General features: G+C 56.1%; 5 protein-coding genes and 1 pseudogene. 4 read left to right on the plus strand and 2 right to left on the minus strand.

The features are described from left to right. Positions 1-117 precede the first annotated feature (117 nt). From HG800_RS22725 to HG800_RS22740, 4 genes are all read left to right on the plus strand, one after another. Positions 118-8,544, plus strand: coding sequence for an RHS repeat-associated core domain-containing protein (locus tag HG800_RS22725; protein WP_169979857.1), 8,427 nt, complete (start codon positions 118-120; stop codon positions 8,542-8,544). Between the two features lie 300 nt (positions 8,545-8,844). Continuing rightward, positions 8,845-11,655: a DUF1553 domain-containing protein gene (locus HG800_RS22730; protein WP_169979859.1), complete on the plus strand. Its 2,811-nt coding sequence runs from the start codon at positions 8,845-8,847 to the stop codon at positions 11,653-11,655. A 94-nt stretch (positions 11,656-11,749) separates the two neighbouring features. Continuing rightward, positions 11,750-13,183 (plus strand): DUF1501 domain-containing protein, encoded by a 1,434-nt coding sequence (locus HG800_RS22735; RefSeq protein WP_169979861.1) that lies wholly within the window; start codon positions 11,750-11,752, stop codon positions 13,181-13,183. Between the two features lie 536 nt (positions 13,184-13,719). Further along, complete coding sequence (locus HG800_RS22740; protein ID WP_169979863.1) at positions 13,720-15,453, plus strand: amidohydrolase; 1,734 nt, start codon at positions 13,720-13,722, stop codon at positions 15,451-15,453. 153 nt (positions 15,454-15,606) lie between these two features. On the opposite strand, the gene HG800_RS22745 is transcribed toward HG800_RS22740, so the two are convergent. Continuing rightward, positions 15,607-17,010 carry a Gfo/Idh/MocA family protein gene (locus HG800_RS22745; RefSeq protein ID WP_206352402.1) on the minus strand — a complete coding sequence of 468 codons (1,404 nt, stop codon included), beginning with the start codon at positions 17,008-17,010 and terminating at the stop codon, positions 15,607-15,609. Between the two features lie 173 nt (positions 17,011-17,183). Further along, positions 17,184-17,312, minus strand: a pseudogene (locus tag HG800_RS28075) (integrase core domain-containing protein); the annotation flags it as partial. Positions 17,313-17,599: the final 287 nt, after the last annotated feature.

Genomic DNA, 17,599 nt, shown 5'->3' on the forward strand with positions numbered 1-17,599 from the left:
CGCGGCCTTCGAAAAAAAACGCACGATGACACTGCTCCGCGCAAGGTCGAGGTGATGGACGGGTACTTGGTTGATGTAGGCAATCTTGCGACCTCATCATTCTGGGTGGGCTCTCCCATGCGCCGCAAGGCATCTTCCCGGGCACGTCTCGATTTCGAATCGCTCGAAAAGCGTGAGCTGTTGGCGACTTATCGCTGGCTTGGAGGCAACGTCAACACCAGCGGTCTCTATGCCTGGGACCTCCCGGCCAATTGGTTCAACGAAGATCTGGGTCAGGCCGGACAGGGTGTGCCAGGTGCGGAAGATACAGCCCGTATCGTCGACAATAGGACTCGGGTCGACCTGTCTCGTGACGTCACTGTCGGCACGCTCCTCGTTGGCGGGAGTTTCCGTGACCAGAACCATCAGATTCAGACCCAGGGACACACGCTCACGTTTGGTGGCGGCGCGATCAACGCCGGTTGGCTCTTTGGATCGTTCGTCAATACTGGAGAGCTGACGATCAATGCCCTAACGGGTGCCCAGGATTGGCCTCTGTCGATCACCGGGGATCTCACCAACACTGGGACGATCGACGTTCAGAGCGGAACTCTTCGGACGGTCATCCCGGTCGGTGGGGGGCTCCAGACAACACTCGTCAATACCGACGAGGCCGAGATTCGCATCCATGAGGGAGCGACGCTCGGTGCAGGCCAGACCTGGATCGGCAATATCCAGAATCACGGTACGATCGCGAAGGTGGGGGGTGCCGGTCCAGGAATACTTGGCATGCCCGTCATCAACCTGCCGGGCGGAGCGTTCCGAGTCGACTCAGGGACGCTTCAGCTTACAGGCTCCAATCACCGCTTCTCCGGTGGTGAAATCGTGGTCGCCCCAGGCACCCTCTTCGAGGTTACACTTGAGTTCATTGGCGGAACAACCACACAAGTGACCGACCCGCTTATAATCTCCGGTGGCGGCACGGTTCAATTGAAGCGTGGTGAGATCCAGCTCAACTCCTCCTTGTTCATCAAAGACAACACAGCCTTTCTGCTCGAGAGTGGCGATTTCGCTCAAAGCAGTCGTATCTCCGGCTCAGGATCGCTCGAATCGGGCACAATCGATATCCGCAAGGGCTGGCTCTCTTTTGCGAGGCTGACGAATCGGGGCGAGGTCCGGTTCTCGGGGCAAGGTTCGAGTGAGTCTGTGCTTCACGGATCGACGCTGATCAACGAGGGATTGGTCGTTTTCGATGCACCGAGCATCGAGATCGCCGGATCGGGGCTCACGAACACCACCACGGGCACGATCGACATTGTTCGTAGCGGCCAGCTTCATTACGGCATCTTTGGCGGCTCGGCTTCCAATTTCCGTGAATGGCGCAACGAAGGACTCATTCACCAGCATGCAGGGGTCGAGAGCTTCAGCATTGCATCCGTTCAGTTCATCAACAGAGGGGGCACCATCCAGGTCGACGTAGGCACCTTCGACCTCTCGGGAAACATCGTGAGTGGCTGGGAGCAGATTCTGGATGTCACTTCGCGCGACGCGACCCTGATCGTCTCGCCTGGTGCAACCCTCGACTGGCACGCCGTCGGTGGTGTTCACGGGTTTGGCGGCCTGTTCACGGCCACTGGCGGTGGCTCTGTGATCCTCGGAGGTACGGCCTTCGCCTACGCTGACGACCTGATCCTCCAGGGTGATTCCGGCATGTTCCGGTTCCACGAGACCAGCGGCTGGTACGGACGGATCGAAAACCGAAGTGACCTCACGATCGAAAGCACAACCGGACAGAATATCGGTCTGGTCGGAGACTTCGAGAATTATGGAACCGTCCGTGCCACAGCTCCTGTCCCTCTCAACCCGCCATTCGCGGCGGGGACCGGACGGCTTTTCAACATGCCAGGAGCGACCTTTGAAACCGCGCCTGGCGCCTGGTTCGTAGGCGGCGGGCTCAATTCCAGCCTCGAAAGCGACTCTGGCCCTCTGATTCGCAACGAAGGCCACATGAGCCTGGATGGCACGGTCACGGTCAACGCCAAGCTCGACAACCTGGGTACCGTCGAAATCAACGGAGTCACAACCTTTCAGGGCATCCGTGGCCAGGACCTCGGCAGCGGCCTCTCCGGCATGAATGGAACCTGGATTGTTCACGACGGCGCGGAGTTCCGCTCAAATCCCACCTTCAACACCATCGCGGGCACTGTCCAGCTCAATGGCCCGGGCAGTGTGCTCGCTGCCGCCAACCTGATTCGCCAGGTCAACGGCGCGCTCATCCTGGGCGAGAACGCCACGGCCACCTTCACCTTGCCTCTCACCAACTCTGGGACAATCACCCTGAGCCCGGGTGCCATCTTGAGCGCCAGCCAGGGATACACGCAAACGTTTGCCGGCACACTGGTGAACCACATCGCATCACCTGATCGCTTCGGCAAGCTGATCGCCGGAGCGCCCACCGCGTTGGACGGCACGCTCGAGGCACGACTCTCTTCCGGTTATGTGCCAGGAGCCGAAACCACCTTTGAAATCCTCACCTCCACCGCCCTCTCGGGCGGCTTCGCTCACCTCGCCTCTGCCGACTTGGTGACCGCTTACACCGGAACCTCAGTACTCCTGGGCCGAAACACCGTGGCCGGTGACCTCGTCGTTGAGAATGTGGAACTCATCGGCGTCACAGGCCCGCTTGTTCCCAAGCAGCCTTTCCAGATTCGCTACACAGTTCGCAACACCTCGGACAATCCCGTCGCCGGCCCGTGGTCGGACATTGTACATCTCGCTCAGGGGGCCACTCGCGGAATCGGCGCCGCACTGGTCGGTATATCGGGACCGACCGACAATTTGCTTGCCGGGCAGTCAACCGTGATCACGCTCGACCTTGTCACTCCGGCCTTGCCAGGTGACTGGAACGTCTTCGTGACCACTGACCGCCGAGGAGTCATCCCCGATCTTGACCGCTCGAACAACATCGGCCGTTCCAGCACTCCACTCAGGATCGAGCTTCCTACGCTGACGCTTGGAAGTTCAGCCACGATCGCGCTCGACCGGGGCGAGAGTTATGGGTATGCCCTGGTCATTCCTGTGGGAGCGGGTCCAGTCGAGCTCTCGGCCCTCTTCCGGAACGGTGACGCGGGCGACCTGCGCGTCATTCGAGCCGGAGCGTTCAACGCGAATCAAGTCGAGTGGACCTCCACCAGCCGACCAGTCGCAATGGGTCGAGAGGCGACTCTCAATTTACTCGACGGTGTGCCGGGCCTCTATCTTGTAGTGGTGACCAGCCGAGCGGGAGGGCTGGTCACGACCACTGCAATTCAGCAGCGGCTAGAGATCCACAGCTTCGACGGTAACGACGAGATCCGACGCGAGCTCCACGCGGGCGATACCCTGACCCTCACCCTCCGTGGCAGCGGTTTCACTCCCGACACGATCTTCACTCTGGGTGGTCGCGCGGCCACACTCAGCACAGTATTCGACCCATCGTCAGCGATCGTCACCTTCGCCGACCTCGCCCCTGGCGATACACTTGCCCTGCAGGCCACCGCAGGTGGCGTCCAAGCGCTTGCACCTGGGTTGCCCTTCCGCGTACTCCCAGCGTCTGCCGACCCCGCCGCCTCACAGGCAAACTGGACCGTGCTTGTCGACATGCCACGGTTCAGCCGTCCCTTCCGCGAGATTCCTGTCACCATCCGCTACCGCAACGATAGCACGGTCAGCCAACCCGCGCCCGTACTCTCGGTCACGACCGACAATGGCCGCTTGCGATTGGCGTCCGACACGATCTACGTCGGACCTCAGCTCGGCCTATTGGGCGTCAAGACGACAGGGCGTCCCGACCTGTTCGCTCCTGGCGAGTCTGGCTCGATCGACCTGATGCTGTCTCCCGAGACCAATGGCGATGGCGTCGCGTCGAATGTCACTGTTTCGATTCTGCCCGAGAGCAAGCTCACACCGGCGGGTGTGGGACCCCGTAGCTCCCCCGTACTCCAGCCGGTCGCGCTGCTGCCGAATGCTTTCGATGAAATCCGCCCGCCAACGGTGAACGAGCTTGCCTGGAGAACCACCGTCAAACCTAACCTGATCTCGTTGGTTGGCACGACCACCGAAACCTACGCCTCCGCGCTTCGCCACGTCGCGGACCGCTTTGCCCAGGATGGCAGTGAAACCCGCGACGTGGCACGACTACTGAACTACCTACTTCTGGTCGCCAATGACTTCGGCGCCATCTCCGCTCGTTTCGAGCAGAGCGCCTTCGGCTTCGGCAGAACCAACCCGTTCGAGATCAGAGTCGAGACCGACGCGGCGGGAAACCTGATCGTTCGCTCAGGGGACCGGATCCGGCCTTTCTTCAACCAAGGGACCCATTTTCTCGGCGTCGATGTCGATCGCGGCCAGATCATGCCTCGTCCGGGCGGAGGCTGGCTGCTCACAGAGACAAACGGCAGCTCTTACGCCTTTCGTTCTGACGGCCTGTGGGAATACACCCAGGACGCACGAGGGCAACGTCTCACCGCAACGTACGACGGACAGCGTCTGATCGCCTTCACCAACGCCTACGAAGATACCACGACCATCCAATATGACGCCGGTGGACTGATCACCTCCGTCACCAATCCCGTAGGTGAGGCCACGACGTACACCTACGACGCATCACGTCGGTTTCTCACCTCCGTCACTTCGCCCGAAGGCAATGTGACGACCTATACCTACAACCTGGCCACGACGGGCCCTTTGGCTTACACGATCTCTGGTACTCGCACTTCGGACGGCGTGACATGGAACTACGAGTACGACTCGTTTGGGCGACTTTCGCGCTCGAGCCGCAATAGTGGCCAACTTCCGCTCGAGATCCGGCATGGCACAGACGCACAGATTGGCCAGATCACCCTCATCGACCCAGCCGGCGCAGTCACCGTCGTGACGCGTGGAGAGTACGGGCAGCCCGGCTCGATCACTGACCCGGCAGGGCAGACCATCGATTACCACTACGATCGACATGGCCGCCTCATCGCCGCCAAAGGGGAGGAGGGAACCATACACTTTACGCGGAACCAACATGGCCGTGTCACCTCGATCCTCACTCCGGCAGGAATCGCTTACCAGGCCGCTTATACAGCCGAAAACCGACTTCCCACGTCAATCGCCGATCCGCTGGGACGAGTCTCTACCTTCAGCTACGACGCTTCGGGTGTGCCCACCTCTTGGACTCAGCCCGACGGCGCGGTCACGCAATACCAGATCGACGGCTTCGGCCGCCTGTCCGGGGTCACGAATCCCAGAGGCAACGAGTCCCGCCGCTCCTACGACTCGCGCGGGCTCCTCACCCGGATCGACTACGCGGATGGCAGCCGGATCGAGTACACGCTCGACTCGCGACGCAAGGTTACCCAGATCGTCGAGACCTTCGGCGACGGTCGTGCCCAATCGATCTCATTCACTTACGACGGAGCAGGCCGAATCAGCTCGTTGACCGACATAAATGGTCGAGTGATTCATTATGAATACGACGCATCCGGACGTCTCTTCCGCAGAACCGCCGACGGCGTGGCGGTGGAGACCACGTTTGACAACCTGAGCCGCCGCGCCACCGTTCAACGTGACGGGGTCGTCCAGGTGACCTACGCATACGACGTTGCGGGCAATCTGACCTCAAAGACCTATGCTAATGGGACTCGGACGAACTACCAGTACGACCTTCTGGGCCGCACCACTCGCGTGGAGCATCGGTCCGGCTCGGGCGAGCTTCTCGACTTCCAAACCTACACGCTCGACCAGGCCGGCCGGATTGCAAGCCTGACCTCACCCCAGGGAACGACGACCTACCAGTACGACGCCCGCAGCCAGCTCGTAGGTGTGGTCTTGCCCGATGGGAAGATCCATCGCTACGACGTTGACGCCACTGGCAACCGACTCGACTTCGCGACCGATGGCTTCAATCGCTACACCTCCGACCCGGACGGCCGGACCTTCCAGTACGACGCGTCGGGAAACCTGAGCAAAGTGACCGAAACCGACGGCTCGGTCACGACCTATGGGTATGACGTCCGCAATCGCCTGGTTCGAATCAGCCACCCCTCGACCGAGATCACCTTCGAGTACGACCCGCTTGGGAATCGGTCGGCCGTCACACGCAATGGGGTACGAACCGACCTCCTGCTCGACCCCTTCGGCAGCACTGGCCTGGGCGACGTGCTGGCCGAGTACGAGGGCGGCTCACTACGCTCCAGCAACCTGATCGCTGATGGCCTCGAGGCCCGTTTCGACGCGTCAGGAAATGCGAGCTACTACCAGTTCGACGCCATCGGCAACACGACGGCGATCACCGACGCATCCGGCGCTGTCACCGCCACCTATCGCTATCTGCCGTTCGGCGAGATCGAGTTCCAGGGGGGTACGGGTGCAGGCGACAACCCTTTCACCTACCACGGCAAGTGGGGAGTCGCCAGCCTCGACCTCGGGCTGTACGACATGCGCGCCCGGCTCTACGATGCGACGACTGGTCGGTTCACCCAGCCCGACCCGATTGGTCTCACCGGCGGCGATTTCAACCTCTATCGCTTCGTGCTGAACAACCCCTTGAGCTTCATCGATCCGTCGGGGCTGCAACCGGGCCGAGTGACCAGTTCCAATAAAATCAACCCGCATCGGAAGGTCGATCCAATAACTCCAGGGCCGAAGCCCGGTGATAATCCGTACCGGGACCCCGCCCCACAACCATCGAAGAAAGAAACCGAAGATCCGGTTTTACCCGAAACAAGTCCTGATAAAACCATTTTTTCACCAGAAGTCACGGAAGGTGAACCCGAAGAGGTAACGATCCCGAACTTCGACTTCCCTACAGAGGTGACAACTCCCAATGAGGACGGCTCCACTGCAACCAATACCACCACGACGGAGGCATTCGAGCCGGTCGACACCTCGGCCTATCTCCTGGCCGGCGGAGGAGCAGTGCTCTTGGTCGCCGCGGGGGCCGCGCTCTATTTTTCGGGGGGAACAGCAGCGCCTGTCGTGGAGTCGAGTGCTACCGTAATCCTGGAGGCGGCAGCAAGCAGAGGTCTGATCCGGGTTGCCTTGCCTGTCGTTATGGGTTCGAGAATCGCGAACAGCGAGACCCTTTCCGAGGAACCGCTGGTGCCTGGCGGGGGTGGTTCCTCGCTCCAGATTGTACCCAGGGATCCAAACGATATCACCGGCCCCGGCGGAATTGGAGAGGACCTCTTCCGACAGCCTGGCGGCACCTACGGGTATACCATCCGGTTTCAGAACAAGCCCGAGGCTTCCGCACCAGCACAGGAGGTATTTATCACGCAGACGCTCGACCCTGACCTGGACTGGGACACATTCCAGCTCACTTCGTTCGGCTGGGCAGGTTACGAGTTTGACGTCCCAGCCGGGCGGCAGTCGTACACGACCCGAATCGACGACCCGGCCAGCAGTATGGTGGTCGAGGTGACGGCTACATTGGACGCGTCCACAGGTGTGCTCGCGTGGACCTTCCGCAGCCTGGACCCAATCTCGCTCGATTTGCCAGCCGACGCGCTTGCCGGGTTTTTGCCCCCCGACGACGACTCGGGCCGGGGCCAGGGCTTCGTGAGCTACACAATCGAGCCAGGTATCCTGGACGCAACGGGCACGCAGTACGACGCCCAGGCTCAGATCGTGTTCGACACGGAGGCAGCTCTTCTGACCAACATACATCGCAACACGATCGACGCGAGCCCGCCGGTCAGTTTCGTCGAGTCTCTGCCGGCGACCAGCACCCCAATCTTCCAAGTGCGATTCGGCGGAACCGACGCCGGCTCCGGGATCAAGGCTCGCGACGTCTGGGTTCAGGAAGATGACGGGCCATGGCGAATCTGGCTGATCAATACCACGCTGAGGTCCGCAGAGTTTGTTGGCAACCCGGGCAAGACCTATCGCTTCCTGAGCAACGCGACAGACAAGGTAGGAAATGCCGAGCCGAGAAGGATTACGGCCGACACGTTCACTCGAACGATGGCCCCCGGTCTGCCGGTCGTCGAACCCTTGAGTCCGACCATTGTCCGCTCGGTTGTCAACGGCGGTGAGGCTCAGAGGTCCCGGGTCACCAGGCTTCAGGTGGAATTCAACACGGTCGTGTCGATCGCCCAGGGCGCTTTTCGGCTGATCCGGCATGATGGACGGGTGATTGCGGTGCAGGTTTCCTCACTCCGAACGGTTGACGGGAGAAGTATTGCGACACTTACCTTCAATAGTCCCTTGCTCCAGGCGGGATCAGTGCCCGATGGCCGTTACACTCTGAAAGTGCTCGCCGAGGGTGTCGTCTCGCACGAAGGACAGCCTCTGAGTTCCTCGGGCTCTGCAGTACCAAACGGAATCCAAGTAAGTACGTTTCATCGCCTGTATGGCGATACGAATGGAGATGCCAGGGTCAATCGGGCTGATTTCAGGACCTTCCGGAACGCATTCCGATCAATAGCTCCAGAGACTCGTTACCTGGTGGAACTCGACGTAAATAACGACCGATTAATCAATCGAAAGGACGCTCATCAGTTCTTTCGGAGACTCTTCTGGCGCCGTGCGTTTCCCTGAATCGAGTCAGAGAGAACTGAAATGCACAGAAGTTTTATTTGCGGTGAAGAGATCGATGAATCAGTCCAGCTATTCGGGATTACGAGACCGAAGGCTCCGAATGGTGCATTCTGGAGGAAGGAAAGTGCCGCAGACAGTCCTTGAATCACCCCAACCAATCGTGTCCAATAGAGTCTTCACGAAACGAGTTAATCTCTTCCCGAAATCAATAATAGGATCGGTTTGATCTGGAAATGGTTTGGTAGGACTCCTACCACGCTTCCTGCCTCCGACTATTCAAACGACGAGGAAAGCACACCGATGATTCTTTGCCAGTCATGGCCGATCACAGTGTTGATGATTCCTCTAATGATGGGAATTGTATCGGCAAAACAGATTGATGGAGAAGAGTTCGAATTCTTCGAGACAAAAATCAGGCCGGTTCTCGTCGACAAGTGCTACAGGTGCCATTCAGCCGAGGCAGAACAAGCCGGGAAGCTGAAGGGAGGCTTGAAACTCGATGATCGAGACTCATTACGACTTGGAGGACCAAGCGGCCCTGCGGTTGTTCCCGGTGACGTAGACACAAGTCTTCTAATCGATGCATTACGATACGAGTTTCTTCAAATGCCTCCGGAAGGAAAACTTCCCGATGCAATCGTCAATGATTTTGTGACGTGGGTTGAACTAGGTGCCCCCGACCCGCGCGAAAACGGACGCAAGCCTCGTACTCGTTCAAATCTCGATATCGCAGCTGGTCGAAACCATTGGGCCTACCAGCGTCCTCAAGCCGTTCGGGCTCCTGAAGTGAATGACACCTCGTGGCCCTTGAATGAAATCGACCGCTTCATCCTCTCACAACTAGAAAGCGCCGGCCTTCATCCTGTTTCAGAAGCCGATCGCGGAACACTAATCCGTCGTCTCTCCTACGATCTCATTGGTGTCCCACCGACACCGAATGAAGTTCAATCGTTTCTCCGTGATAACTCACCAACCGCGTATGAAGATCTCGTTGATCGATTGATTGCGTCTCCACACTTTGGCGAACGATGGGGACGCCATTGGCTTGATGTGGCACGATTCGGCGAATCACTGACACTCCGTGGCCTTGTCCTCAAAGAAGCATGGCGATATCGTGATTACGTCATTAAAGCCTTCAATGAAGACATGCCATTTGACCAGTTTGTTCGTGAGCAGATCTCGGGCGATCTTCTTGAAGGCACGACACTCGACGATCGTCGACGACAGATCATCGCGACCGCGTTTCTTGTTCTTGGCAACACCAACCTGGAGGAACAGGATAAGGAACAGCTTCGAATGGATCTGGTTGACGAACAGATAGAAACCATTGGAAAAGCGTTGCTGGCACAAACGATTTCTTGCGCTCGCTGTCACGATCATAAATTTGATCCGATCCCGACGGCCGATTACTACGCCCTTGCGGGCATTCTGAGCAACGCAAAGGCCATGAACCATGCGAATGTTTCGCAATGGATCGAGGTGCCTTTGCCCATGGATCCTGGCAGGGAGTCAGCGATCTTGGCTTATGAGAAGTCCATTTCCGATCTGGAAAATCGCATTGAGGAGCTCCGATCCAAAACCAAGATTGCTGACATGACTAAGCAAGTGCTTTCAGTCACAGAAGTTCCCGGAATCGTGGTGGATGATGAGCACGCGGCCCGCGTCGGTGACTGGAAAACTTCGACATACTCTGGCAATTATATTGGATTAGGCTATCTTCATGATGACAACCAGGGCAAGGGAGAGAAAACACTTACTTTTCTGCCCCAACTCCCCATGGCCGACGTGTTCGAGGTCTGGATCGCATATTCTCATGGAGCGAGTCGAGCTCAAGCAGTCCCTGTGACCATTCTGAGCGCTGAAGGCGAGTCAATTCACACCGTCGACATGCGAAAGGTACCATCGATCGAAGGTCGCTTCGCGAGTCTCGGCGAATTTCGATTTGAGGCGAATGGTCAGGCTTATGTCCAGATTTCCAACCAAAATACTCAGGGCCACGTAACCGTTGATGCGGTTGTTTGGATGCCGTCCAACGCCGTGAACTCCTTCGATCACTCAACATCCTCGGCACATCAATCACTTTCCAGGCTTGAATCCGAACTCAAAGAGTTAAAAGAACATGGTCCTCGACGCGACAGGGCCATGTCCGTCATCGAAGAAGCCGAGATTCGTAATCAGAAAGTTCATATCCGTGGCAGTGTGCACAACCTGGGGAAAGAGGTGCCCCGTGGTTTCTTAAAGATTGCAAGCTCAGCCGAGACTTCCCTTCTGCCCGAAGATGAGAGTGGCCGTCGACAACTGGCTGATTGGATTGTTTCAAAAGAGAATCCACTCACCGCTCGTGTACTGGTTAACCGCGTCTGGTACTGGTTAATGGGGGAAGGCTTGGTCCCGACCGTTGATAATTTCGGGACCACGGGCGATGTTCCCTCGCATCCGGAACTATTGGACACCATGGCGGTTCGGTTTATGGACGAAGGCTGGTCCGTCAAGTCACTCATTCGCGAGATTGTCCTGTCGAGAACCTATCGCCTGTCCTCAGACACCAATCCCGTCACCGAGGACGTTGATCCTGATAACCGGCTTCGCTGGCGGATGAATCGGCGACGGTTGGATGCCGAAAGCATCCGCGATTCGATGCTCCAGGTCTCCGGAGAACTGGATTGCAGGATGTGCGGCCCTTCGTTTCCGAAGTCGATAGTAGCTGATTACGGATTCGAAAGTAAGAGCATGCGACGCTCTGTCTATGAGCCCGTATTTCGCAACGCATTACCGGAGGTATTTGAGGTATTCGATTTCGCCGATCCGAGTATGGTTGTTGGTCGCCGAAATTCGAGCACCGTCTCCACTCAGGCGCTCTTCCTGATGAATCATCCCTTTGTCATTGAACAATCCAGATTGACGGCGAAGCGACTGATGGATGGAAATTCTCACAACACAGCCGATAAGATTGTTCGTGCCTATCAACTGATTCTTGGTCGATTGCCAACCGATCAGGAACAGGAAATCGCTCTTGAGTTCTTCAACCAAGTCACCCGACCTGAACACGAGGGATGGGCGCTCTTCGTCCAGGCCTTGTTCGGAACAGTGGACTTTCGCTATGTTCATTGAACTCGATCTTGCCTCGATTTGTTCCAAGGGTTGTACAGTCCTCCTCAACAAGGCCAGGCAGTGCGTTCGAGCTTGATGAAAACTGGAGGAAACCGTGTCATCTCCTTTAATTCGTCTGAGTCGTCGAGCCTTTCTTCGGTCGAGCGCCTGCGGTTTTGGTTCAATTGCTTTAGCAGGACTTGCGGCAGAACCAGCACCGGGAACATCATCGGATCCCTTGCTCCATGCGCAAGGTCCACACTATCATCCCAGAGCAAAAAGAATCATCTTTTTGTTTATGCAAGGAGGTGTCAGTCAGGTCGATTCCTTTGACTACAAGCCGCTCTTGGTCAAGCAAGATGGAAAGGACATGCCGTTTGATGATGCTCGTGTTCTCGCCAATAGTGGAATGAAAGGCTCTGAGCAGCGGATTATGCGTCCTCTCTGGGCATTTTCTCGACATGGGGAGTCTGGCCGTTGGGGTTCGGCTCTGTTTCCAGAGCTCAATCGACACGTCGACGATCTCTGCTTTATTCACTCAGTGCACACTGAGGGGGTCGCTCATGGGCCGGCGACGCTTTTTTTACATTGCGGGGCGACTGTCGGCGTTCGTCCGTCCATGGGTGCGTGGATTCAATACGGACTCGGAACGGAAAATGAGGATTTGCCAGGATTTGTAACGATTGGGCCTTCGGCAGGAAATGGGGGAGCCAGAAACTATGGCCATGCGTTCCTTCCTGCGGTCTACCAGGGGACCGCTGTCGGGAAGGCGGGGGCACCGGCTTCTGACGCGACAATCCGTAACCTTTCAAATCCCTTACTCTCTCCCCTGGATCAGACTCGCCATTTCGAGTTGCTTCAGTCGCTAAACTCCAAACAACTTAAATCAGATTCCGACTCGGAATTGGAAGCGGTGATCTCGTCGTTCGAACTTGCATGGCGCATGCAGATGAACGCGCCAGATGTTCTCGAAATTTCTGGAGAAACGAAAGAGACCCTCGACCTTTACGGCATTGATCAAGAACCCACTGACAACTTTGGGCGTCAATGCCTTCTCGCACGCCGCCTGTCGGAACGAGGGGTTCGGTTCATTCAGGTCACCTACGGAGACAGTACCGCAAATCCCGCTTGGGACCAGCATTCAAACATGCAGGCACACGAAACTCATGCTCAACGAGTCGATCGGCCGATCGCTGGACTTCTTACTGATTTGAAGCGTCGCGGCTTACTCGAGGACACGCTGGTTTGGTGGGGAAGTGAATTTGGTCGTACGCCCTATGCCCAACAAAAAGGGACTGGGCGTGATCATAATCCCGATGGGTTTACCATTTGGCTCGCGGGCGGAGGAACCAAAGCTGGTCACGCTTATGGGTCCACAGATGATTTCGGACACAAGGCGGTGGCGAACAAGGTCCACATGCACGACCTTCATGCAACGATGTTACACCTCCTCGGCCTCGATCACGAACGACTGACGTATCGATACAGTGGTCGAGACTTCCGCCTGACTGACGTGCATGGACACGTAATCAAAGAAATTCTTGCCTAAATGATCGTGCATCTGCTTCTATGTCTCTTTAAGATCAGTGTCAAGTTGAGCAAGAGAAAGCAACAGGAAAAAATTCAACTTATTTGTTATTCATTATTGCAAAAGCTTGCATGGCATAAAGCGGTCTTTTTTTGAAGTCGCCCAATGCGTCGTATTCCCTGAATCGACCGATTTCACGCGTATACTGTCAACGTGGTTTCCTGTGCTCCAAGTCGGAACAGTACAGGATGTCCTCACTAGGATTCTTAGCACAAATACCGCATAGTCCATGACTCCGATATTGAACGTAAAGAACTCCTGGAACGCGATTTTCTCATTTGTTCTTTAAATCATAGACAAGCGAATCAAACTTCTTTGAACTCTACTGTCTCGGCCAGTAGTCTCTCCGGTTCGTAAGGATCCTCTCCGAGATTATGGAAGAAGACCGTTGATGTGAATCGCCCTCCCATCGACAATACGAATTTGCACACTGATGCGGGATCAGGTCGATTCCCCGTATTTTTTTCTTCTCGTCCAACCGCTACGAAGGCCTTACCATGAAGATAACGACTCAGTGGATACTGATATCGATGGTCCTATTGGGGGTTGGCAGAGAAGATACTCAAGCCCAGACTGCCGAGACCATTTTCCACAACGGAACCATAGTCACGGTTGACTCTGAATTTACCATCGGCAACGCCATGGCCATAGCCAAAGGACGAGTTCTTCGGGTTGGGATGACCGAGGAAGTGATGGCGACACGGGGTCAAGATACTCAGGTGATTGACCTCCAGGGAAAAACCGTATTGCCAGGTTTAATCGATTCGCACACGCACCCTACGGGCGCCTCCATGCACGAGTTTGATCATCCGATTGCAGACCTAGAAACAATCGAAGATGTTCTAAAATACATCAAAGAGCGTGCCGATATTCTGGGCGAAGGAAAATGGATTATCGTTCGCCAGGTGTTCATCACACGACTCAAGGAACAACGCTATCCCACGAAAGAAGAACTCGACCAGGTCGCTCCCAATAATCCTGTCTTGTTTGCAACCGGTCCTGACGCTTCCCTGAATTCCCTTGCCTTAACTCTCAGTGGAATTGACGAACATTTTGAACCTGAAGGTCCTGGGAAAGTCGAACGAGATCCCAAAACCGGGAAACCAACCGGGATCCTTCGCAACCTCACACGTTATGTGAAATCCGAATCCACGGGTCGATCACCGTCCCGAGTTGAATCCGATGAACGTCTCATTGCCCTTTTCCGTGATTACAACTCAGTCGGCATCACATCGATCATCGATCGCAATGCAAGTTCCTCAGCCATTGAACAATATTCCCGGATCTACGACTCAGACGATTTGACCGTTCGGATCGGCCTCTCACATGCAGTCGACTCGTCCGGACCCCTGGAAGAGATCGAAGCCAACATACGTAAGGTCGCCGACAACGCATTGCGTACAGACGATTCCATGCTCCGCACTGTTGGGATCAAGATGTTCTTGGACGGCGGTATGCTCACAGGAAGCGCTTACATGAGGAAACCTTGGGGTGTGAGTTCGATCTATTCGATCGATGACCCAGAGTATCGAGGCGTCCTGTTCATCCCTCCAGAACGTCTTCAGCCGATGGTTCGCGCAACCGTTCAAGCCGGATTGCAGTTTACAGCCCACAGCGTTGGTGACGGAGCAGTCCATGTCTTGCTCGATGCCTACGAATCTGTCAACAACGAGCTTCTCATTGCTCCCACGAGACCGTGCCTCACTCATTCAAACTTTATGAGCCAAGAATCCATCGACCAGGCGGCTCGACTCGGGGTCGTGGTGGATATCCAACCTGCTTGGCTTTATCTCGATACTCGAACTTTGGTAGCGCAGTTCGGATATGATCGCCTCCGTTACTTCCAGCCCTTGCAAAGCCTATTCCAGGCAGGCGTGACGGTCGGAGGAGGTTCAGATCATATGCAAAAAATTGGTTCGTTTCGATCAATCAATCCCTACAATCCGTTTTTGGGAATGTGGGTTGCGACCACCCGACAGGCGAGAGGATTCGAGGGTTCACTTCATCCAGAAGAAGCGCTCACCAGAGAACAAGCAATCCGATTCTACACAATCAATAATGCAAAGCTTATGTTCCTAGAAAACGAAATTGGATCACTTGAAACCGGGAAGCGTGCGGATTTTATCCTCCTCGACCGCAACATTCTCACCTGCTCGGATGAAGAATTAGTTGAAGCATCTGTTCTTGCAACTTATCTCGAGGGATCGCTTGTTTACGCGCATCATAATTAAGAATGCAATCTCACCTCGGATGTGCTTCACACATCCTTTGGGACTAGCAAGGACCTTGGGAGATACCAGACCACGTCGAACGGGGCTGACTGACGTATCCCAGTGCGAGCCCCGTCTCAATAAGTCCGTTTCTGGCTTTACAACTCGCGAAGATTAAAGTCCCACGGTCTGATACTCGTCACGGTAATTCCGGCGAACGAAGCGGTTTGCATCCTGAACGTTGGTCACACGCAAACCCAATGCATCCCAGGTGAGGGTTGTGGCTGGGAAGCGAGTCGCCAGGCATCCAAGCAGCACCATCTCCGTCAAAGGGCCTGCATAGGAAAACGGGGTCGAGGTCGTTCCGTTGCCTCGGCAAGCTTCCACAAACTGAAGATAGTGGTTATCACCATCGGGTGCGGGACGCTCATAATCGGCGAAGTCCTCAGCCGGAAGCAATACAGGAGGAGCAATGTATGGGGAGTAGAGAACACCTTTGGTTCCAATGTAAATCGAACCTTGGTCGCTCAAAGGTCTGCTTCCGATCAGATTGGTTACCTCTCTCGGAGGACGGCGGTCACCATCATACCAGGTGAGGGACAGTGTCTCGGCTGTTTGTGGCGTGGCAGGGAAATTGTAGCGGACCACTGAATCAAGTCCCCAGCTATGCGCATTCGGGGCTCCTCCCTCAGACCGCACCTCGATTGGTGCGGTTAACTCGAGCGCCGCGAAAACAGGGTCGAGGATGTGGCAGCCCATGTCTCCAAACGTACCGGTCCCAAAATCGAGCCTCTTGCGCCAATTGCCGGGATGATACCAACCAGCGATGTACGGACGCTCAGAAGCAACCCCAAGCCATCCGTTCCAGTCAAGCCCGTCTGGGACAGGGTCGATCCGATCTGGACGGGGGGAGCGATCACCCCACTGTTTTCCACTCCAACTATGGACCTCTGTGACCTTGCCAATTGCCCCATCGTGAATTGTTGCAACGACCGATTTATGAACCGGATGGGAATGAATTTGGATCCCCATCTGACTTACGATCCCCTTTGCAGCGGCCACTTGTGAAAGCTGACGGGCTTCGTAAATCGTTTGTGTAAGAGGTTTCTGTGTGTAAACATGCAGACCTTGCTGCATGGCTTGCATGGTAATTGGACCGTGCATATGGTCAGGGGTCGACACGTTGACCGAGTCAAGATCTTGTTCCTTTGCAAGAAGCTCTCGGTAATCCTGATATACTCGGACTTCAGGGAAGAGTTTTTTTACCTCTCCCGTCCGGTTGAGATCAACATCGGCGATAGCGACCAGGCGAAGATGAGGGCTTGCCGTAAGAGATCGGATATCCGCCAAGGCCATTCCAGAGGCACCAAAACTGGCGTGGTTCAGGGTCTCATTCGGAGACTTGGCGTAACCTCGAGAATCGAAGGGAAAGGCCAGCGCACTCCCACAGACTTTAAGTGCAGTACGACGGTTGATACGGGACATCGACATGAGAAGGTCCTCAAGGAGGGATGATGAATCCTCTGGCGAGGCTAACCCGTCAAGCAAGGCAACGCAACCATCTCCTTCGACAGCCATGTTTCCATATCGATCTCAGTGGGAGTCCCGATCAGGTGCCACTTGAGGAGGCTCAAAGGATAGCCATTTTGGAAGCCTATCTTTCTAGAACGGCGTTTTCTCTGTGAAGTGGCCCCCATTGTCCAGACCAATCGGGCCGGATTTTACGTAATGCTCCGACGAGGCATTCCCGATCATGGCATGATCGCCTGGGCATTGTGGTAGACCTCGGCGGGGGTCCGGTAGGACAGGCTCTGGTGGGGCCGCTCATGATTGTAGAACGCAAACCACCCCTCAAGGCCGGCTTCGAGTTCTTTCACATTATTATATAAGTTGATGTATATATTTTTGCAAATGAACGAGGCATCATTCCCCTCCACTCTGTGAACACGTTGTGCGGTCAGGATCGCCTGGTCGACTCGGTCGGCTGGTCAACTCAGATGGGGGCGTCCGTCGGCCGTGTCACGCGATCTCGAACGTTCGCAGCCGGCGGAGTCGCCCGACTTCCGCGGCGTCGGCCCACACGATCCAACGGCCATTCTCGCCTCACAGCTGCCGCGTGTGGAGCCATCCTGACCACCGCCACCGGTGGACCACGATCGCCTTCACC

Source organism: Tautonia rosea (assembly GCF_012958305.1).
Classification (GTDB): domain Bacteria; phylum Planctomycetota; class Planctomycetia; order Isosphaerales; family Isosphaeraceae; genus Tautonia; species Tautonia rosea.